This window comes from Lishizhenia tianjinensis (assembly GCF_900116425.1).
Taxonomy (GTDB): domain Bacteria; phylum Bacteroidota; class Bacteroidia; order Flavobacteriales_D; family Crocinitomicaceae; genus Lishizhenia; species Lishizhenia tianjinensis.
In genome coordinates this window covers 175,691-195,124 of sequence record NZ_FPAS01000003.1, presented here as the reverse complement: position 1 = coordinate 195,124, position 19,434 = coordinate 175,691, and the positions used below count along the sequence as shown (strand labels likewise).

Annotated in this window: 16 protein-coding genes; 7 read left to right on the top strand and 9 right to left on the bottom strand. The window is 34.0% G+C overall.

Features of this window, described 5'->3' with window-relative positions:
- The first annotated feature begins 52 nt into the window (after nucleotides 1-52).
- The 7 genes from BM327_RS10590 (at nucleotide 53) to BM327_RS10560 (ending at nucleotide 8,701) form a co-directional block, all read left to right on the top strand.
- Nucleotides 53-2,569 (top strand): DUF4268 domain-containing protein, encoded by a 2,517-nt coding sequence (locus BM327_RS10590; RefSeq protein WP_090249248.1) that lies wholly within the window; start codon nucleotides 53-55, stop codon nucleotides 2,567-2,569.
- A gap of 164 nt (nucleotides 2,570-2,733) precedes the next feature.
- Nucleotides 2,734-4,539, top strand: a complete 1,806-nt coding sequence (locus BM327_RS10585) for a DUF2779 domain-containing protein (RefSeq protein WP_244526213.1) — start codon at nucleotides 2,734-2,736, stop codon at nucleotides 4,537-4,539.
- A gap of 3 nt (nucleotides 4,540-4,542) precedes the next feature.
- On the top strand, nucleotides 4,543-5,532 hold the full coding sequence (locus BM327_RS10580; protein WP_090249245.1) for a helix-turn-helix transcriptional regulator: 990 nt from the start codon (nucleotides 4,543-4,545) through the stop codon (nucleotides 5,530-5,532).
- A 92-nt stretch (nucleotides 5,533-5,624) separates the two neighbouring features.
- A complete protein-coding gene (locus BM327_RS10575) occupies nucleotides 5,625-6,446 on the top strand; it encodes an SMODS-associated NUDIX domain-containing protein (RefSeq protein WP_090249243.1) in 822 nt (273 codons plus the stop codon).
- Between the two features lie 2 nt (nucleotides 6,447-6,448).
- Complete coding sequence (locus BM327_RS10570) at nucleotides 6,449-7,645, top strand: nucleotidyltransferase domain-containing protein (protein WP_090249241.1); 1,197 nt, start codon at nucleotides 6,449-6,451, stop codon at nucleotides 7,643-7,645.
- Nucleotides 7,593-8,048: a type II CBASS E2 protein gene (locus BM327_RS10565; RefSeq protein ID WP_139230336.1), complete on the top strand. Its 456-nt coding sequence runs from the start codon at nucleotides 7,593-7,595 to the stop codon at nucleotides 8,046-8,048. The genes BM327_RS10570 and BM327_RS10565 overlap by 53 nt, the downstream gene beginning before the upstream one ends.
- A complete protein-coding gene (locus BM327_RS10560) occupies nucleotides 8,045-8,701 on the top strand; it encodes a hypothetical protein (RefSeq protein WP_139230335.1) in 657 nt (218 codons plus the stop codon). Before BM327_RS10565 ends, BM327_RS10560 begins: the two co-directional genes overlap by 4 nt.
- 609 nt (nucleotides 8,702-9,310) lie before the next feature.
- Here BM327_RS10560 and BM327_RS10550 read toward each other — a convergent pair.
- The 9 genes from BM327_RS10550 to BM327_RS10510 form a co-directional block, all read right to left on the bottom strand.
- Nucleotides 9,311-9,889 (bottom strand): TetR/AcrR family transcriptional regulator, encoded by a 579-nt coding sequence (locus BM327_RS10550; protein ID WP_090249232.1) that lies wholly within the window; start codon nucleotides 9,887-9,889, stop codon nucleotides 9,311-9,313.
- A 31-nt stretch (nucleotides 9,890-9,920) separates the two neighbouring features.
- Nucleotides 9,921-13,028, bottom strand: a complete 3,108-nt coding sequence (locus BM327_RS10545; RefSeq protein ID WP_090249231.1) for an efflux RND transporter permease subunit — start codon at nucleotides 13,026-13,028, stop codon at nucleotides 9,921-9,923.
- 10 nt (nucleotides 13,029-13,038) lie between these two features.
- Entirely contained in the window at nucleotides 13,039-14,085 is a 1,047-nt protein-coding gene (locus BM327_RS10540) for an efflux RND transporter periplasmic adaptor subunit (RefSeq protein WP_090249229.1), read from the bottom strand.
- Nucleotides 14,086-14,087: 2 nt separating this feature from the next.
- The gene (locus BM327_RS10535) at nucleotides 14,088-15,392 is read right to left on the bottom strand and encodes a TolC family protein (RefSeq protein WP_090249227.1); all 1,305 of its coding nucleotides are present in this window, start codon (nucleotides 15,390-15,392) and stop codon (nucleotides 14,088-14,090) included.
- 13 nt (nucleotides 15,393-15,405) lie between these two features.
- A complete protein-coding gene (locus BM327_RS10530; protein ID WP_090249224.1) occupies nucleotides 15,406-15,690 on the bottom strand; it encodes a cupin domain-containing protein in 285 nt (94 codons plus the stop codon).
- On the bottom strand, nucleotides 15,687-16,121 hold the full coding sequence (locus BM327_RS10525) for a hypothetical protein (protein ID WP_090249222.1): 435 nt from the start codon (nucleotides 16,119-16,121) through the stop codon (nucleotides 15,687-15,689). Before BM327_RS10525 ends, BM327_RS10530 begins: the two co-directional genes overlap by 4 nt.
- 306 nt (nucleotides 16,122-16,427) lie before the next feature.
- Complete coding sequence (locus BM327_RS10520; protein ID WP_090249221.1) at nucleotides 16,428-17,672, bottom strand: multicopper oxidase domain-containing protein; 1,245 nt, start codon at nucleotides 17,670-17,672, stop codon at nucleotides 16,428-16,430.
- A gap of 2 nt (nucleotides 17,673-17,674) precedes the next feature.
- Nucleotides 17,675-18,556, bottom strand: coding sequence for a multicopper oxidase domain-containing protein (locus tag BM327_RS10515; RefSeq protein WP_090249219.1), 882 nt, complete (start codon nucleotides 18,554-18,556; stop codon nucleotides 17,675-17,677).
- A 10-nt stretch (nucleotides 18,557-18,566) separates the two neighbouring features.
- Nucleotides 18,567-19,253, bottom strand: coding sequence for a T9SS type A sorting domain-containing protein (locus BM327_RS10510; RefSeq protein WP_090249217.1), 687 nt, complete (start codon nucleotides 19,251-19,253; stop codon nucleotides 18,567-18,569).
- Nucleotides 19,254-19,434 lie beyond the last annotated feature (181 nt).

The window sequence follows — 19,434 nt, the reverse complement described above, 5'->3', positions numbered from 1 at the left end:
TTCCTAATTAATGGAATCAATAGGAAAAGAGTCTGATATAGAATAAAGAAATATGAAAGCAAACGAATTACCAATTAATAATTTTTTACAAGCGCCAAATGTACAATTTGTAATACCTGTATACCAACGAAATTACGATTGGACAAATAATGAATGTAAAGAGCTAATCAATGATATAATATCTGTTGAGCAAGATGATAGAGGAACACACTTTATAGGAAGTATTGTGTTTATCCATGAAGGTGCTTATAGCACAAGTGAAGTCAAAGAATTGGTGATTATTGATGGACAGCAGCGTTTGACCACTATAAATATTCTATATGTCGCATTGTATCGTTTTGCCAAAGATTATGGTATGCAACAAGAAGTAGATATGCTTTACAATATGTATTTAACAAATCAATATGTACAGAAAGAATCTAGTAAATTAAAATTAAAACAAACTGACTCTAATTCATTGGCATTTAGTGCCATAATGAATAAAACAGAAAATGAATTTGGCAGCTATTCTAATGTGATAGAGAACTACAATTATTTTAGAGATCGAATAAACGAAGAAAACTTCCAAATTATATTAAACGGTATCAAACGACTTATTTTTGTTGAAATTTCCTTAGAAAGAGGTAAAGATGATCCTCAACGAATTTTTGAAAGCTTAAATTCTACTGGGTTAGATCTTTCTCAATCTGACCTGATTCGTAATTTCATTTTAATGGATTTAGACCCAAAGGATCAGAATAATATCTTTGAAAAAATATGGAATCCGATAGAAAACAATGCTCGTGACTTAAACAAACAAAAGTCTATGGTTTCTGATTACATCAGAGATTACCTGACATTGAGAAATAAGAAAATACCAAATAAAGGGAAAGTTTATACAGAATTTAAAAAACTGTATTTCAATAAAAAAGATGAAGCATATCATCAAGAATTAGAGAAAATAAAATCCCTTTCTGCTCATTACAGAAAATTCATTAACCCAACCACAGTTATAGATCATAATTTAAGATCTCAACTAGAGTACATTACTCGCTTGGAAATTAATGTTGCTTTTCCATTTCTATTGCAAATTTTTGAAGATGCTGATAATGGCATTATTGATAATAATACTCTTATTAATATATTAAAATTAATCCAATCATATGCGTGGCGTAGATTTGTTGTAGGATTACCTACTAATGCCTTAAACAAAATATTTATGACGTTATATTCTGAGGTTGATACCGAAGAGTATTACGAATCAATTGCTATCGCATTGATGAAGAAAAAGGGAAGTGCAAAATTCCCTACAAACGAAGAATTATTGACCGCTCTGAAAGATAAAGACTTGTACAACATTAAGTCGAAGAATAGAAATTATATGTTCGAAATGTTGGAGAATCACAATAATAGAGAATTTGTTGATACTTCTAACGAGAACATTACTATCGAACATATTTTCCCACAAAATCCGAATGAGGATTGGATAACAGAATTAAGTTCAGACGAGTTTTTTGTGTTTAAAGAAAAATATGTAAACACTATTGCAAATCTAACTCTGTCTGGTAATAATGGGTCATTAAGTAATAAATGTTTTTCAGAAAAACAATCCATGAACCAAAATGGTGGAGAGCAGGGCTATAAATTCAGTAGATTATGGCTAAACTCTTATTTGAATACCATAAGCGTCTGGAATGTGGAAAACTATGAAAAGCGTTTTAAGATAATTGCTGAACGTTTCTTATCAATATGGGAATACCCTAATATTGAGCTACCAATTATAGAGAATGGTACTGAAGTTAACTTTTTTGATGCAGAAAAACCGACCCATAAAAAGTTAGAGTATTTCATTTTTGAAAACACCAAAATAGAGGAAAGCGCTATTGCGCAGATGTATTTTTATGTCGTAAGAAAGCTATATCAACGTAATCCAGAATTACTTTTAGCTCAAAACGAGGTGCTTAAATTAACAAGAAATGAAAATGATTTCCGTTCACCTCAATCTCTAATTAACGGCTATTTTATTGAAGCTAATATTGATAGCAATACCAAATTTAATACTTTAAAAAAACTGTTAGTTTCATTTGAGTTAGAAGATGAATTGATAATTAAATATTCATCAGAAGCTGAAATTGATCAAAAGACAAGTCGATTTGTAATAAGAAGGAACTTCTGGAAACAATTATTGCCTAAAATTGAAAACACAGAATTATTTAGAAATGTAAATCCGACAAAAGACCATTGGTTAAGCACTGGAGCTGGTGTAAGTGGAATAGCATATACACTTGTTATTACAAGGACTTATGTTCGCTTAGAGTTTACAATTTCGGCATCTAGCAAAGAATTAAACAAACGGTATTTCCAACAGCTATTTCAGAATAAAGAGCAAATTGAATCACGATTTGGACATGAAATGGTTTGGGAAGAATTACCAGAAAATAAGATGAGTAGGATTAAATATGAGTTGGACAATGTAAACTTATATGAAGAATCAGACTGGAAGGTAATGAGTCAATTTGTCGTTGATAACTTACCCAATTTTGAAAAAGCATTCAAACCTGAAATACCCCGCTTAAAAGGGACATTATAGGTGTCATGTATAGATTACTAACCAAATCACGATTTAAACTTGGACTAGAATGTCCAAATAAACTTTTCTACACGAAAAAGCCTGAATATGCTAATCAAAAATTAGAAGATCCTTTCTTAGAAGCATTAGCTCAAGGAGGTTTTCAGGTTGAGGAATTGGCGAGAATGGAATATCCAGATGGTCATTTAATAGAAGGAAATGATTGGAACTATGACTTACTAGTTGAACAAACCAACGAACTTCTAAAACTGGAGAATGTAGTGATATATGAACCTGCTTTTAAATTCAACAACCTATTTATCAGGGTTGATATTTTAATTAAAAAGGGTAATGAAATAGAACTAATCGAGGTTAAAGCCAAGTCATACGATCCTTTGGACGAGCATTTATTTGTTGGTAAAAGAGGTGCGTTAGTTGGCTCATGGAAAGCATATTTATTTGATGTTGCATTTCAGCACTATGTCATGCAACAATCGAATCCAGATTGGATTATCAAGAGTTACTTGATGATGGCTAACAAAAGAAAAGAAGCCAAAATTGATGGGTTAAATCAATTATTTAGAATTTCCAAAGATTCAGGAAACAGAACAGGGATAATTAAGAAAATCAGCTCAATCGTAGAGATTGGAGAAAGCGTTTTAGGCAGAAAAGATATTACGGACATAGTTTCTGCAATTCAAAATGGAAAGCACAGGTATCTACCAGAAATGGATTTTTTGGAAAGTGTTGAAATACTAGCTGATTTTTACGCCAAGGATAAGAAGTTAAACTATCCAGTTAGCTTTTCTTGTAAATCATGTGAGTTTCAATGTACAGATGAAGAGAAAGAAAGAGGTTTGAAATCTGGCTTTGAAGAATGTTGGAGCGAGCAAAAAGGGTTAACTAAAAAGGACTTTAGTAAGCCTATGACCTTTGAAGTATGGAACTTCAGAAAGGGAAAGAAATTGTTTGAAAATTCAGACAAGATTTTTTTAGAAGATCTATCTGAAGATGATGTAGAAATTAAACCAAAAGCAGGCGAAATTTCATCATCAGAAAGACAATGGATTCAGATTGAAAAAGCAGTTCAAAAGGATAATTCAATTTATCTTTTGAAAGAAGAGCTTAGAGAACAAATGGATACTTGGAAATATCCGTTACATTTTATAGACTTTGAAACAAGTACAGTTGCTTTACCATTCCATAAAGGCAGAAAACCGTATGAACAAATTGCATTTCAATTTTCACACCATACAATTGATGAAAGCGGGGAAATTCGACACGCATCCGAATACATTTGTTTTGAAGCAGGTAAATTCCCAAACTTTGAATTCATTCGAGCTTTGCGAGATAATTTAAGTAATGACAAGGGAACCATATTCAAATTTGCCACACACGAAAATAGTATTGTAAACGCTATTTATCAGCAACTATCGGAAAGCAACGAATCAGATAAAGAAGAACTACAAAAATTCATTCAGGAGATTTCTCATTCAAAATCCGATTCAACAATTAAATGGATTGGAGAAAGAGACATGGTTGATCTGTGCGATATTGTAAAGAAGTATTACTATAATCCATTAACCAAAGGTTCGAATTCAATTAAACAAGTTTTGCCCGCTGCCCTTAACTCAAGCTCCTTTTTAAAAGAAAAATATTCAAAGCCAATCGGTCAAATTAACCTAGACAGCAAGAATTTTGATAGCAACCATATTTGGTTGGACATCCGAGGTGGTGAAGTAGTAAGTCCCTACAAGAAGTTACCATCTCTATACGAAGGTTGGACAGAAGATCAATTAGATTCAACTATATCTGAACTGGAAGGAGTTGACAATGGAGGTGCTGCTCTAACAGCTTACGGCAAACTTCAATATACAGATATGAATGATGAAGAACGTTTGGAGTTGAAAAAAGCCCTATTAAAGTATTGTGAGCTGGACACTCTAGCAATGGTCATGATATACGAACATTTTAAAGAAATAACATCATAGCCTATGCCGATTAATAAGAATGCTTTCATACGCTACAGAGTAATTGACACCTTACTTAGAAATAAAGATTTTGTCAAAACGGCAGATATAGTTGAGAAATTATGGGATCAACATGATTTGGAAGTTAGTGCTAGAACTATTAATAAAGATATTCTGGTACTTGAAACAGATTTTTCTGCTCCCATTGAATATGATAATTCAAAAAAAGCCTATTTCTACCCCGAAAATGTGGCAGAAATCTTTCCGTCTTTAGATTTAATAGAAGAAGAAATTAATGCTTTAACATTCTACGCAAAAACTCTTCAACAGTATAGAGATTTTGACATCTTTAAAGACTTTACGAATGCAATTGACAAAATAGTTGATGCGGTAAAGATTAAATCGAGTCAAAATGAAGTTACAGATAGGATCAAAATACAACCCGAGAATTTCCCAAAATTTCAGGGAAGTGATCTCATTCCTGAAATAATTTCGGGTTTTGATGCCAATAAAAAATTTGAATTCATTTATCAGAAGCATAATTCAACAGATTCAAAAAAACATACGGTAACACCAATACTTCTCAAGGAATATGATCACCTATGGTATTTACTGGCAAAACGAGAAGGTAAAGACTATGTAACCACCTTTGCCTTGGATAGAATTAAGGAATTTAAAGTGACTAATAACAATTGTGAAGATGTGTCGAGCTTTAATGCCGATGAATATTATGATCATGCATTTGGTATCGCTGTTCCTGAAGGTGATGTTGAAGACGTTCTGCTTGAATTTGTTGATTGGAGAGGTAGATATTTGCTAACTGCTCCTATTCATAAATCACAAGAATTTGTAGAGGAAAAAGACGGAAAGATTATTTTAAAAATAAAAGTTATTCCTTTTCATGAACTTCATTCCAAAATATTGAGCTACGGAGACAATGTTCGTGTCTTATCTCCCGAATCTCTTCGTTTAAGAATCAAGGAATTACTACAAAACACACTAGAGAAATATTAAATGATTTAAACTTTTTTTGATCACGAACATAGGGGGCGTCATCTCCTTGTTTATTTGTAACATGAAATAATATTAATGCTACAAATAAACGAATGATAAAACTCTACTTCTCTTTAATAGCTTTTATTCTCTCCATAATTGGGTTATATTTTTATGAAACCAATTGGCGAACTACTGAGCACCATGAAATAATTCATGATCTTTTGATTGGGTTCCCGTTTGCTACGGGCGGCTTTATTCTGAACTTTATTAGTGAAAATAGAGGGGCTTTATTATTAGCTCTGAAGTGTCATTTTAAAAAGAATGATGAGATATATGTTTCACTTAGTTACCTGTTCAAGATTAAGATTAAAGGGGACAATAAGTATTTGATGGTAAAAAGTAATAAGATTACTAACCAGTATCAACCTGTAGGGGGTGTTTATAAAAGATTTCCATCAATTACAGACAAATGGAGGAAATGGGGAGCAAAAGAAACTTCGAATGATAGATGTAATTCTGATGATTTAAGATTTAAAGTCAAGAGAAAATTCATACCTGAAATTAGAAAATGGTTCTATAAAAAGGAAAATCGTGAGGTTGATGTATGGAGGGAGTTCTGTGAAGAATTGCTTTCAACTGGAATTTTACCCAAAAATATTTTTGAACATATAAAACCTGAGTTCCTCTACAGCATAGAGGAATCTTTGATATTTAGAAAAGGGCAAGAAATCAAACAATTTCTGATTTATGATGTGTTCACGATAAACTTCTCTTCAGAGCAAGAACAAGCTGTTATCGACTTGTTAGAACAAGCGGAAATCACAGATAAATATGCTTTTGTAGAAGAAAGTGACTTGGACAAAGAACTGTTCAATATCAATAAAATAGAATATCAATTGGGCTACCATGCTCGTTATTTAAAACCCCATTAATCATGTTAGATATATTTGATAATTACGAATTACAAAGAGAAGAGCTCCTAGCTAGAATAGCCCATGAACTTGAGTTGGATCAGTCAAGAAAAGAAAGGATGGAGCAAGCCTATGGTAAAGTTCTTGAAGTATTGAAGAAAGATGAAATCTTTTTTAAAGACCTTGAACTGGAATTATACGCTCAAGGATCAATAAGAATTCATACTACTGTTAAACCAATTAATCGTGAAGACTTTGATTTAGACGCTGTTCTTCATATCTACGATTTGTATAACAAGTATGATCCCGTTAAAATCTATAATGCGCTAGTCAGAGTACTTGAGCAAGATCCATATTACAAAACTATTTTAAAGAAAAAAGACAGATGCGTAAGACTTGATTTTAAGAATGATTTTCATATCGATATTTTACCAGGATGTATGGCTGAAGTTGATAATAGAGAACGAATTGCTATTCCTGAAAAAAAACTAAAAGACTGGTCATCAGGTAATCCTAAAGGATATGGAAATTGGTTTTTAGATAAATCAAAATTGGAAAATGGATTTTTACTTGAATCTTTTTCAAAATCATTTTCCAATTCCTTTATAAAGGCTGACGTTGATGCTGAACCACTTCCTGACACCCAGTTCTATGAGAAGACACCACTTCAAAGATCTGTGCAATTGGTTAAAAGATACAGGGATATTTATTTTCAAGATAGAGAAAATCGAGTTTCAAGTATTGTGATCACTACTTTGATGGGCAGATTTTATGGTAAAGAAGAAACAATATATGAAACAATTGATAGTTGCTTAGCCAAAATTAAATCCAGCTACAACAAAGCCTTAGAAGATGGCAAGAGATTTAAAATTTACAATCCTGTGGACGATAAAGAGGATTTCACTGATTCATGGACTGATGATAATTATAGAAGCTTTTACTCATTTATTGAAGACCTCTATGCTAAATGGGAATATCTCAAGAAAAATTTTGAAAAGAGCGGAGAAAAGTATGTAAGTCTTTTTGGAGAAAAGCTATACAAGAGTTCTATTCAGGCACAATTAAAGGAGTTGAGTAAGTTTTCCAAAAACAAGGCTGCTTTGGCTTCAGGTTTAATTTTAAATAATGAAGCAAAAACTGATAGAGTTGGTAATGTAAATAAAGATTATGGAGTCAAAAACACAGCTCATCACAATTATGGAGGAGCGTACTTTAACTGATATGAAAAAGTTCTATTTTATCCATTTAGAGGTAGAAGCATCAATCATTAGAAAAAATTATGATTGGCTAAATGTAGAAATCAAAGGTAAACTTTTGAAAGGTTCTGGTAGCATTGTTGTCAATGGGATAAAGTATTGTATCAAGCTGTTATATTCACCTTTCTTCCCAAACAGAATGGATAGAATTGAAATTACTAATCATCAAATAAAGTATCATGATGACATCCATGTATATGGTGATTCTACTCTTTGTTTGTATCACCCAAAAATTGACAAACCTTTTTTGGGAATAGTACCCTTGCATAGGATGATACCTTGGATAACAGAATGGTGTCATTTTTATGGAGAATGGAAAAAATACGGAATCTGGTTAGCTCCTGAAATAAAACACACTAATATATGACAGCAATAAGAAAACTATTCAATACTTTACCAACTGATTGGTTGTATCAGTTGATTTCATTGTCTTTGATAACTTCAATGACATTTTATCTGTTTGAGTTCACAAATCAATTTCAATTTTTCAAGGAATTTTGGGAACTCAATGAGAAGCTATACATATATACATTCCTAGGTTTTCAATTCGTTGTAAAGATTTTCTTCTATTGGGCTGTCTTTTTACTATTTAAGAAGCTGTTATTTAGTAGAATTAAGCGAAAGGTTTTGACCGCCATAAACGAACCTAAGACTAGAGAAGATTTAAAAGATATCAGTGAGATAAAAAAATTATTTGTTCTAATTTTTGGTTTACCGATTGAGCTTGGACTGTTGGAACATTCGGATTTTGATGACAGAATAGAAATGGATGAAGATGAACTTGAAGTCATGATGAAAGGGATTGTGAAGTGGTTGTGTGTTTTTACCCACGCTTCATTTACCTTAATTTTAGTCTATAATTTGAGTGCTTTTTATATTATTCCACTGTTACTAGTGATTTTTGCTATTACAATCGTTTATTGGTATGGCGTGACGTTCCTGTTTGGTAATATCTCGTTGATCGAAAAAGCAAGAAAGGAAATTGCAGGAAAAAAATTATTAATCAGCACACCAGAATAGATTTTATGACTGAAGGAGGTTTACATTTGAGCGTATAGCTCTGACCTCCGTATATTATATTTCTTCACCAAGAATTCAAATTCCTTCCTCTGACTCTCTGTAAACGAATTATACATGGATTTATGTAGGTACTGATCATAGGTTTGTTGAAGAAACATTTCACAATCATTGATCATTAAGCTATACTTTGCTGCGAAATGAATTATTGATTTTCCAGAATTGGAAAAATCTGAAACGAAATTAATCAGTCTAATATCTTGTTTCGGGTTAGGTCTCAAAGTATTGATATTCAATTTTGTTCTACAAAAATAAATTATAAATCTAAAATCCCTATATACTAATATTTCCTCCCTTAATCAATCTCAAAATATGTTCGTAATCCTGCATTACATGGGAGCTTGAAATTAACTCTTCAAATTCTTTGGAAAAGTTCGACCCAAACCCTATGTTTGACCCGATAAATGCGAAAAGCCTTGAATTCATTAGTGATTCAAGGCTTTTTTGTTGTTTTTATCTTTTAAATAAAATTGCAGTAATTCCTAGTGAACCATTGATTTTTAAAGGGGTTCTAGATGTTTTTGAAAGTTCGACACCCCACTTGTTCAAATACTATGAAATTAATTTTTCCAATGTGTCCCAAAGCAATACACCTTCTTTTTTCAAGTCATTAGAGTAGTTGTTTAATCTCCATTGTAGTATTGTGAAACGCATACTACCCATGAATATTGAAGCAAGTTGATTCGGATTAACATCTGAGCGGATAGAACCATCCTTCTGTCCTTGTTGAATAATGCTTACAACTCTCTCTTTTTTATTAGTTAGTATGTTGTGAACTGCACTTGACAATTTCTCTTCATACTGAAAACTAGTTTCTGCGAAAATAACCATGACAATTGCAGGATGATTAGAGAAATGTTCAAACTGAAAATCAATGATCTGTTTTAACTTTTCTATCCCTTTATCTTCACTTTGAATCAATTCGGTCATCTTTGTTTTCAACCCCATTCCAAAGTAATTCAAGACGGACGATAAAATATCCGTCTTATTTTTGAAGTGACGATAAATTGCAGGTTCACTAAACCCCATTTTTTCAGCTAGTGCTTTGGTGGTTAGTTGTTGAATTCCTCCCTGATTAATTAGTTCGGTTGCTGCATTGATTATCTCTATTTGTCGTGACGTGTACTCCATAATACAAAGGTAAGTTAGTGCGATTAACTTATTACTGTTTTGCAAGTGTTTTTTTACTTGTAAAGCGTTCTTTAATTGAATCAACTACATAGTACACAACTGGAACTAAGTAAACTGTTAATATAAGTGATGATGTTACTCCTCCAATTATTACCCAAGCTAATCCATTTTTCCATTCACTTGCTGTACCTTGCGCCATGGCAATTGGTAACATCCCTACAATCATAGAAATACTTGTCATTAAAATGGGACGCATACGACCTTTTCCTGCTTCAATTAGTGCATCCTTGTAATGCATTCCTTGTGCCTTTAGTTGATTGGTAAAATCGACTATTAAAATGGCATTTTTCACCACCAATCCCATCAACATAATCATTCCTAATAGCGCAAATAAACTTAAGTGACTTTGCGAAAGATTCAATGCTAAGAAAGCTCCAATAACTGCAACTGGAATAGAAAACAATACCACAAATGGATAAATGAAGCTATCATACAGTGCAACCATAATGAGGTAAATAAGAATAAATGAAATCAAAAGAACAGAACCTAAAGCACCAAAACTATCGTTCTGTCTTTTAATGTCACTTCCCCAAGTCATTTGCATTCCCTCTGGTAAAGGATTTTCATTGATATATGCTAAAACATCATCCGCTACACTTCCTGAAGGACGTCCTAACGCATCTGCCGTTATCGTTACAGCAGGCTGTCTGTCTTTTCTCTCTAATAATGATGGCGATTCTTCTTGTACCACATCTGCAAACTGAGAAACCTTAATTGGAATTCCCTTAGGATTAATGATGGTCATGTTTTTCAGATCGTCATAATCGTTTCGATTGAACTCATCAAAATAGATTCTTATTGGATATTCTGTCCCTTCTTGGGTCAAAACTGCATCATCATTTCCAGTTAGTGCATTTCTAATACTCATTCCAACATAAGCTGCTGTTAAGCCGTATTTCTGCATTAATATATCATCTGGAATAACTCGGTATTCTGGTGCGCCATTTTCTACGGACAATTGCACATTATCTGCTCCAGGAATCTCTTGTATGGCATTTTGTAAATTGGTCGATACTTTCAGAACTTCTTCAAAACTAGCTCCACTAATGGTTAATTCAATAGGCGCAGAGCGTGGAATTAAACCTAATCCTGCCATGGAGAAATTAATTCCTGTAAACTGATTTTGAAGCTCAACTCTAAGATCCTTCATGTAAGTCTCTGTTGGTTGAAAATCTCGATCTTCTTTTGGCTTCAGTTGAATGGTGAATTCTGTAATATTTGGTGAACCAACTCCCAAGCTTCCAATTCCTGTACTTGGACCTCCAACATTACTAAATACTGTTGAAATATCGGGTTGACTTAACAAAAACTGCTCAACTTGATAAGAAACAATGTTATTCTGTTTTAATGAAGTCGTTTTATCGTATTCAAGAGATAGACGGAATTTTCCTTGATCACCTGTTGCGATCAATTCTTTTCCAATGATATTCTGTTTCAACATCACTCCTGTAAGAGCAAACAATGCCAAAAGTATTCCTGTAAAAATGAGTTTATGATTCAGTACCCATTTTAACTGGTTTCCGTACCAATTGGTAAAATTATCTAGTTGAACTTCAAACCAAATCAAGAACTTATTAAAGAAATTGGTAGGCTTTAAGTCTTCTGATTTTCCAATTCTGGAAGCCATCCAAGGGGTTAAGGTAAACCCAACCAATAAACTGGTGAGGGTTGAAGTTATCACAACTACCGAGAATTGTTTGAGCATATCAGCTACGAATACTTGCAAAAAGAGAATCGGCAGGAAAACCACGATGTCAACTAGAGTAATAGATAAGGCTGAAAAACCAATTTCCATACGTCCATCCATTGATGCTGTTCGTTTATCTTTCCCCATATCAAGGTGACGTTGGATATTTTCTAATACTACGGTTGCATCATCTACCAAAATCCCAATGATTAAGGACATGGCTAAAAGTGTCATTAGATTCAGTGTGTAACCAAGCATCCACATTACTGCAAAAGCGGTTACCAAAGAGGTAGGAATAGCAACCAATACGATCAAGGAGTTTCTAAAACTACGCAAGAATAAAAGCATAACTAGAGACACCAATAACACAGCCATAATTAAATCCACAACAACCGAATTTACCGCAGCAATGGTATTGTCTGTACTATCATCTGCCACAATGAATTTGACATTACTTTCCTTGTTTTGATCTTCAATCCATTTTAATTTCTCTTTCACCTTTGTTGATACGTCAACTGCATTGGCATCACCTTGTTTTTTGAGTAGAATTCCTATACCATTTTTACCATTGTATCGACTGACAGAAGTAATTTCTTTAATTCCATCTTTTACAACTGCCAAATCCTTAATGTAAATAGAAGTGCTTGGAGGAAAAATGGCTACCTGAATATTCTCTATGTCTTCTAATGTATTGTACTTGGATGATACTTTAACAGAGTTGGATTGACTTCCGTTTTCAATTTTACCTACTGGAATATCCAAACCAGATCTATTGATCGCTTCGACTATTTGAAGCATTGGAATATTGTAGTATTCCAATTTGTTTTCATCTACTAGTACCTGTATCTCTCTTTCTTCACCACCTAGTATCGTTAATTCCGCAACTCCTTTTATTTGTTGAATTTGAGGTAAGTATTCATCCTGCATTTTTTGATAGAATTCGGTTGCAGGCAAATCACTGGTTGCACTAATTGACATAATAGGCAAGTCGTTTGGAGAAACCTTACTCATTTCTGGACTTAGAACATCATCAGGCAAATCTTTACTGATGTTATCAATGTATCTCTGAGCATCTTGCATGGTCTTGTCCAAATCAGTTCCATACTCCAAATTGGCAATAATGACGGAAGCATTGGGCAATGATTTTGTTACCAAATAATCAACTCCTTCAAGGTTAGAAAGTGCATCTTCAATTTTGCGAGACACAGACGTTTCCACTTCTTGAGGTTCTGCACCCGGATAGACCGTTTTAATTACCACTACTGGTTGGTTAAAATCGGGCATTAGCTCATAACTCAAATTTTTAAACCCAATGTATCCTAAAAGGATAAACACACTGAAAAGCACAATAATCAGGGAGGGTCTCTTTATCGAAATTTCGGTAATATTCATGACATTTAGATTATTGGTTCACAATTACATTGGCGTTATCAAAAAGATTGATAAATCCTCCTGTTACAATCGTATCTCCTTTTTTGATCTCACCATTAACAGATAGATAATCTCCGTTTCTTGATAGAATTGAAATTGGCGTTCTAACCGCTTTGCCATTGGATACAACATATATTTCTGGATTTGATTCAGATCCAATAATAGCCTTTGAGGATATAGTTAATGCATCATTCGAGCTTTGATTGGTAACGAATTTTAACTCACCATTCATTTTTGGTTTAATTCCAGTAGAATTGTCCAATGCAAACTCAACTTTGAAACTGTTTCCAATGCCACCTTTACTGCTTACTTGGTTTAAACTTGCCGAAATAGATTTAGGAGATATACCTGTTGTTACAGAGTAATGTTGATTCTCTGTAAACAAATAGAGGTCTTCTTCGGGAACATTAATTACAAACTTTAATTCAGTTTGATTGATTAGTTCAAACAAAGGAACGGTAGGTGCAGCAAATCCACCCACTTCACAAAACTTCATAGAGACCACTCCATTAAATGGCGCACGAACAGTTGATTTATTGATTTGTTCAAGGATTGTTTTCTTCTCAGCTTCAATGGTAGCAATTGCATTTTGCGTTTTTTCTAAAGTGATAGCAGGAACGGCATCTTCATTGGATAAAGTCAGATAACGTGATTCATCTTTTTTTAGACCATCTAATTTGGTTTCAAGAACATTCAATTGCAATTGAAGCATTTGGTCGTCCATTTTCAGTAAGGCTTGTCCCTTGGATACTTTTTGACCTTCTTCCACAAAGATATGTGTGATTTTACCTTGTATATCAGCACTCACTTTTACTTCATTCATAGATTCAAACAAACCACGAAAAGTCTTGTTTTGTGTTTCGCTTTTATCTTTTATTACTTCACCAAATACTTTTACTGGAGCTTCTTTATCATATTGGTAAACTCGATTTTCTGCTTCTTTTTTGTTTTGTGCTAATTGGATAACAACTATGGCAAGCAAGCCCACAATTATTAATATGCTTATGATTCTTTTCATGATTATCTGTTTGAAATGTTGTTAGTTAATTTTTTCAGTTCTAAATCAGCCGCTAGGAACTCGGCTATACTTTGGAGATAGTTTTGCTGATTCTGAATCAGCTCGTTTTGAGCGATCATTAAATCATTCACAGAAATAAGTCCTTGTTTGTGCTTCTTTTCCTCCTGCTCATAAATAGACTGAGCCAGATCGACTTGTTGTTCGCTTAGCTTAACATTATTAAAGGCATTTTCTAATTGCAAAACAGCATTTTCAATTTCAACTTGTTGTGCATCTTTAGTTAATTCCTCCTTTAACTTTAAGTTTTCCAACTCTAAGTTCTTTTGATCTATCTTCTTATTCGTAACAGTTCCATTGAATATTGGATAAGTGAATCTTATTCCAGCATATCCAATGGGATAAAAGTTTAGAAACTGATTGGGACTTTGATCATATCCAAAACCTTGGGTTCCGTATGTTGCTACAAATCCAACCTCTGGTATGTATTTAGACTGTTTCAGTGACTTTAGATCTATATTGATAATATCTTGTTGCAATTGAATGATTTCTATGTCTTTATTTCCATTGTCTTCATACTGCATAAGGTCAATCATTAATATATTGTCCTCTACCTCAATAGTTGAAGCACTTCCTGTAAGCAATTGAAGTGCATTATAGATTTGCTGTAATTTGACATCCAGATTGGCTTGATACGACTGGAGTGTGGATACTTTTAACTCCAACTTCTTCACATCATTTTGATTCGCTAACTTTTGTTCGGCTAGTAATTCAATGTTTTTCTTAACTCGTTCTGTATTTGAAATGGTCGAATCAATAAAAACCATTTGGCTCTTTAATAGCTGAGCATTTCGATAAATGTTTGAGACTTCAAAATAAATTTGGTCATACGTCTTTTGGACTTCTAACTCTACTATTTTTTGAGAAGTTTCCAACTTATTAATGTTGCCCATCAGTCCTGATGAATAAATAGGAACTTGTAACAACACATTTGCATTGATGTTATGAGGTACTCCAAATTGAGCTTCTTTAAATTGTCCCTCAGGTCCACCGAAAACCGATAATGGCATTAGCTGATAAGGGAGTTCAATGAAGTATTTATACTCACCATTAATACTAAGCTTTGGTAAAAGATTGGATTTAACTTCCTTATGTTTCAGAGCTGATAATTCTTGAGTATTCTCAGCAATGGCAATTTTCTGATTGTTCGCAAAAGCGCTATCAATACATTGCTCTAGTGTCCATGTTTGTCCGTATAGATTTATACTACTTAATAATAAAATCAACACGTTAGTAATTACTAACTTCATAACGCAAAAAATTTTATTTCAATAATACCAATTGACTGGTTTCCATTCCATCCACCCAATGCTTTACCATTGCTTCAATTAAAACACTATCACCACTTGTAAGATCATGTGTTTCTCCTTTCTCATTTTCAAATCGAGCTGAACCACTTACACAAATTAAAAAAGCCTCCGTTTTAGTAATATGTTCTTTAAGCTGTTCTCCTTTTTTGATTTGTATTGCAGTTGCGCTTCCTTCAACTCCTTTGAATAAAGGGTATGCAGAAACGACTTTTTCTGAGTGCTTATCTTTTATATTCATTTGAAATACGTATTAAATTCATTCATTGATTCTTGTATTGCTTCAAAAGATTGCTTTTGATCTTCTTTTGAATCTGCTGCATTGAGTTCTTTTACCAAATCAATAAAAGGAAGTAGCCATTTATGAAGTTCATCATGCGCTTTTCCTGTCATTGCGCAATTTGATGTTAGAAGACCAATATTCTCATCCAACTTAGATCCAAGTTCCTCATAGTTTGGACTGGATTGGTTTGATACAGCTTCTATATCCGATTCCATATTTTTAATATGAACCATCATTTCTTTGTTGACTTCCCATTTCTCATTGTTTGCCAATTCTATATTATAAGTATTCTTAACTGATTCAGGGTTTTCCTTAGATTCTGTTTGATTTGTACAGCTAATAGTCATTAATGTTAAACCTATTACTGCTATCCTAAATATGTTTTTCATAATTCTGTTAGTTAGTGTTTACTAACAAAGATATGATAAATTATTTATTTGAGTAAAAAATATCCTAATAAATATTTCTAGCCGTTCAAATTCCCTCCCTTAATCAATCTCAAAATATGTTCGTAATCCTGTATTACATGAGAGCTTGAAATATCCAGTTCAAAATCTTCTAAAATGTTCGACCCAAGCCCCATGCTTGACCCAAAAGAAACCCCGATGAGATATCATCGGGGTTTTTTTATGCCCAAAATTTACGCTAAAAAAAAAGTCCCTCCGTTAGGAAGGACTTTTGGCTATTCCGCGTATTTACATTTTTATAATTCGTTGGAAGGTGTCTCCTTTGCCTTGTATAGTCACCTGTATTATGTAGGTGCCTTTGTGGGTTAATTTATCACCTATTGTTAGGGTATTTGTTCCTTTTTCATAAAGTTTAAAAGGAATTTCATCAATCAATTTTCCGTGTATGTCAAACATACGCACCCTTGTTTTTGAAGCTTCTTCCAGTTCAAATTCAACCGTTGTGAAAGCATTGAAGGGATTAGGGTATACCTTTACAGCATCTGGAGCCGTGCTTAAAGTGGTTGTGTTGGCAAATCCACTTACAATTACAGGAACTACTTGTGTTCCTCTTACAGTCATGGTGTTAAGGTCAAAGTACTCGTATATAATTTGACTCTGAAATTCCATATCGGGTTCTGTAAGAACACCAAAACGTTCGCCAGGGTATAAAACAACTGTATCCGAAATTTCTTCCGTAGGCAAAGGCCTTCCATCCGAAGCTACAATTCTTGCATTTAACCCAGTAGGTAAAATAACGCGTGTTCCATAATAACCAATATTAGCTAAACGGATGTAGTCCATTTGATTTACAGCACTTACAAATTCCACCGTAGAATCTATGAGTTGATGATCTGATAATCCATTAACCAAAAAGAATTGAGGGTCGTATTTCGGTATCTCAACGGTGTGTATCGTTAAATTGGGGTCGTGATCATGCATCAACACACTATCCGTATGCCACAGAGTGTCTATTTCTGAAAGGAAATAAGAGTGTTCATTGGTGTAGGGGTGACCGCCATTCCATGTTGTATTACTTCCGTCTGAAGGTTTGATAATGATTAAACCGTACATACCAGCTTGTACGTGTATGGTAGACGCAACATGACAGTGGTATAAATAAGTTCCAGCATGAGGCGCCTTGAAATGGTAGTAACCATGGTCCATGTGTTCAATAGAAAAAGAGAGGTGAGGTACACCGTCGTTTTGCTGATCAACGTCTAAACCATGCAAGTGTATGGTGTGCGGCGCTCCTTGAGATACATTCCATAGATCGATATGAACGGAGTCTCCTTCGTTGGCAATAATTGTTGGACCAGGTACCGTAGGATGCACGCCCAGAGAATTGGCAAATCCAAAGGTTCTTATGGTGTCGTTGTTTGCTAATATTTTTTCTCCTGTATTTCGCGCTATCAAAAAGACATCTACGTTTTGCTGACTATAAGATGTACTTGCAAAACACAGTACTAAGAGTATTAAGATTTTAAAGTTCATACTTAGTCGATTAATAGGGTTAAAAACATACCGTTCGGATAAATATTTCCTCCACTAACCGCAACTAAGTTGTGATCGTGAACGGGGTATTCTCCTGGTTGATCGGGTACCAATTCTAAGACCACAGCCTCCATGCTATAAACAGGGAAGGTGTCTTTAGATCTTCCTACATGGTTGGGGAATTTAGTAGATGACATAATTCTCAAGTGGTAACCATGAAAATGTATAGAATGTAAGGATTGCCCCGTGTTTACCATGTAGATGTGTATCGTATCTCCAACACTTCCTATTACTCTTGCATTTGTATCGTTGTTGATATGTGGATTACTTTTACCGTTAATGGTGAAATAATCAGGGTAATAGTTGTTCCAGTTGACGCTCGAGCCTTGGTTGAGGGCTTCATTAAAGGCCACTTGGTGTTCCTTCATGTTCCAGTAAAAATTACTGGCAGTAGAAGTAGGGTCTTTAACTACTATCATGCCTGCGAGTCCCATGTATCTGTATCCTTCAGAAAAGGATGGGTCATAGAATATGTGTGCTCCAGGATTTTGATAAGTAAAAGTAAGGGATACGGTATCTTGCATAGAAATAAGGGTGTCCATGTTTGGGTAACCTTTAATGTCAAATCCGTGTTCTACGGTATCTGTATTGATTACGGTAAGCATCATGATGTCGCCGGCATTCATAATCAAACGTTTATTTTCCTTGTTGAAGGTGCTCGATGTGTTAAATGCAAAATAAGGAATAGAGGTGCTGTCAACAGCTAACATGTTTCCCCTGTTGATGTAAAGAGTATCTTCTATGGTTGCAGCATGAGAATGCAGTGCACAGAAAAATAAAAATGCGAAGAGTACAGGACTCTTCGCAAGTATAAATTTTGTCATAATAGTATGATTATTTAATAACAAGTCTTTTCGTTAAAACCTCGTCTGTAGAAGTTTTTATGGCTACAATGTAAACACCACTTTCTAAAGATGATACATCGAAAGGTGTGTTCTCTTTACCTTCAATTGAAAGGGCTTCAGCACCAAGACTGTTGTATATCGTAGCCGTATAATCTCCAATTCCATTGATGGTTACCTGATCGTTTGCAGGATTAGGGAACATTGAGATTTCAGTACTTTCATTATTCTCTATGGCTGCAGTTTGTGGGTCCCAAGAAATTTCCCAAGATACAGTATCTCCTCTTGAGTAATCATTGGAGTCGTAAACGTAAATTTCTACTTTTCCAGTTCCTGCAGTTGAGCCTGTTGTTAAGTTTAGTTTAAACCATCCTTTTACGCCGTTTTCAGCTTCAGACAAGCTAATTGGGTTCATAGATCCACTCGATGGAATACCTACAGCACAACCTCCGTAATCACACAAAGAATAACTCCAAGCTGAAGGGAAAGTGTTCGAAATCAATTCCCAATTGTATTGAATAGCTTCCGGAGAAGGAGTGTTGATATCTATATCATACCCCTGAAAATTTGGATTGGTAACTGTAGCCACCCAGTGCTGTTCTATTGGGTATGTGAAGTCTTGAGCCAGTGCTGTGATTGATAAAGCAAGGGCCATAGCGGTTGCGTAGAATATTTTCATAAGTTTTGTTTTATAGTTTGCCCTCTAAGATATAAAGAATAGTTTGATGGTGAAATTTTGATATTAATCTATCTTGGAGTCCTAATGCTAAAAACTTTCATCCTTAATAAAATGTCAATTAACGACTTAAATAATATTTTAATAGTTATTTAATACAACGTGATAGTATTACTATTATATT

Bases quoted from the DNA above. Each gene is read 5' to 3' on its own strand.
- BM327_RS10590 (WP_090249248.1), top strand. From the start codon at position 53: ATGAAAGCAAACGAATTACCAATTAATAATTTTTTACAAGCGCCAAAT.
- BM327_RS10585 (WP_244526213.1), top strand. From the start codon at position 2,734: ATGGAATATCCAGATGGTCATTTAATAGAAGGAAATGATTGGAACTAT.
- BM327_RS10580 (WP_090249245.1), top strand. From the start codon at position 4,543: ATGCCGATTAATAAGAATGCTTTCATACGCTACAGAGTAATTGACACC.
- BM327_RS10575 (WP_090249243.1), top strand. From the start codon at position 5,625: ATGATAAAACTCTACTTCTCTTTAATAGCTTTTATTCTCTCCATAATT.
- BM327_RS10570 (WP_090249241.1), top strand. From the start codon at position 6,449: ATGTTAGATATATTTGATAATTACGAATTACAAAGAGAAGAGCTCCTA.
- BM327_RS10565 (WP_139230336.1), top strand. From the start codon at position 7,593: ATGGAGTCAAAAACACAGCTCATCACAATTATGGAGGAGCGTACTTTA.
- BM327_RS10560 (WP_139230335.1), top strand. From the start codon at position 8,045: ATGACAGCAATAAGAAAACTATTCAATACTTTACCAACTGATTGGTTG.
- BM327_RS10550 (WP_090249232.1), bottom strand. From the start codon at position 9,889: ATGGAGTACACGTCACGACAAATAGAGATAATCAATGCAGCAACCGAA.
- BM327_RS10545 (WP_090249231.1), bottom strand. From the start codon at position 13,028: ATGAATATTACCGAAATTTCGATAAAGAGACCCTCCCTGATTATTGTG.
- BM327_RS10540 (WP_090249229.1), bottom strand. From the start codon at position 14,085: ATGAAAAGAATCATAAGCATATTAATAATTGTGGGCTTGCTTGCCATA.
- BM327_RS10535 (WP_090249227.1), bottom strand. From the start codon at position 15,392: ATGAAGTTAGTAATTACTAACGTGTTGATTTTATTATTAAGTAGTATA.
- BM327_RS10530 (WP_090249224.1), bottom strand. From the start codon at position 15,690: ATGAATATAAAAGATAAGCACTCAGAAAAAGTCGTTTCTGCATACCCT.
- BM327_RS10525 (WP_090249222.1), bottom strand. From the start codon at position 16,121: ATGAAAAACATATTTAGGATAGCAGTAATAGGTTTAACATTAATGACT.
- BM327_RS10520 (WP_090249221.1), bottom strand. From the start codon at position 17,672: ATGAACTTTAAAATCTTAATACTCTTAGTACTGTGTTTTGCAAGTACA.
- BM327_RS10515 (WP_090249219.1), bottom strand. From the start codon at position 18,556: ATGACAAAATTTATACTTGCGAAGAGTCCTGTACTCTTCGCATTTTTA.
- BM327_RS10510 (WP_090249217.1), bottom strand. From the start codon at position 19,253: ATGAAAATATTCTACGCAACCGCTATGGCCCTTGCTTTATCAATCACA.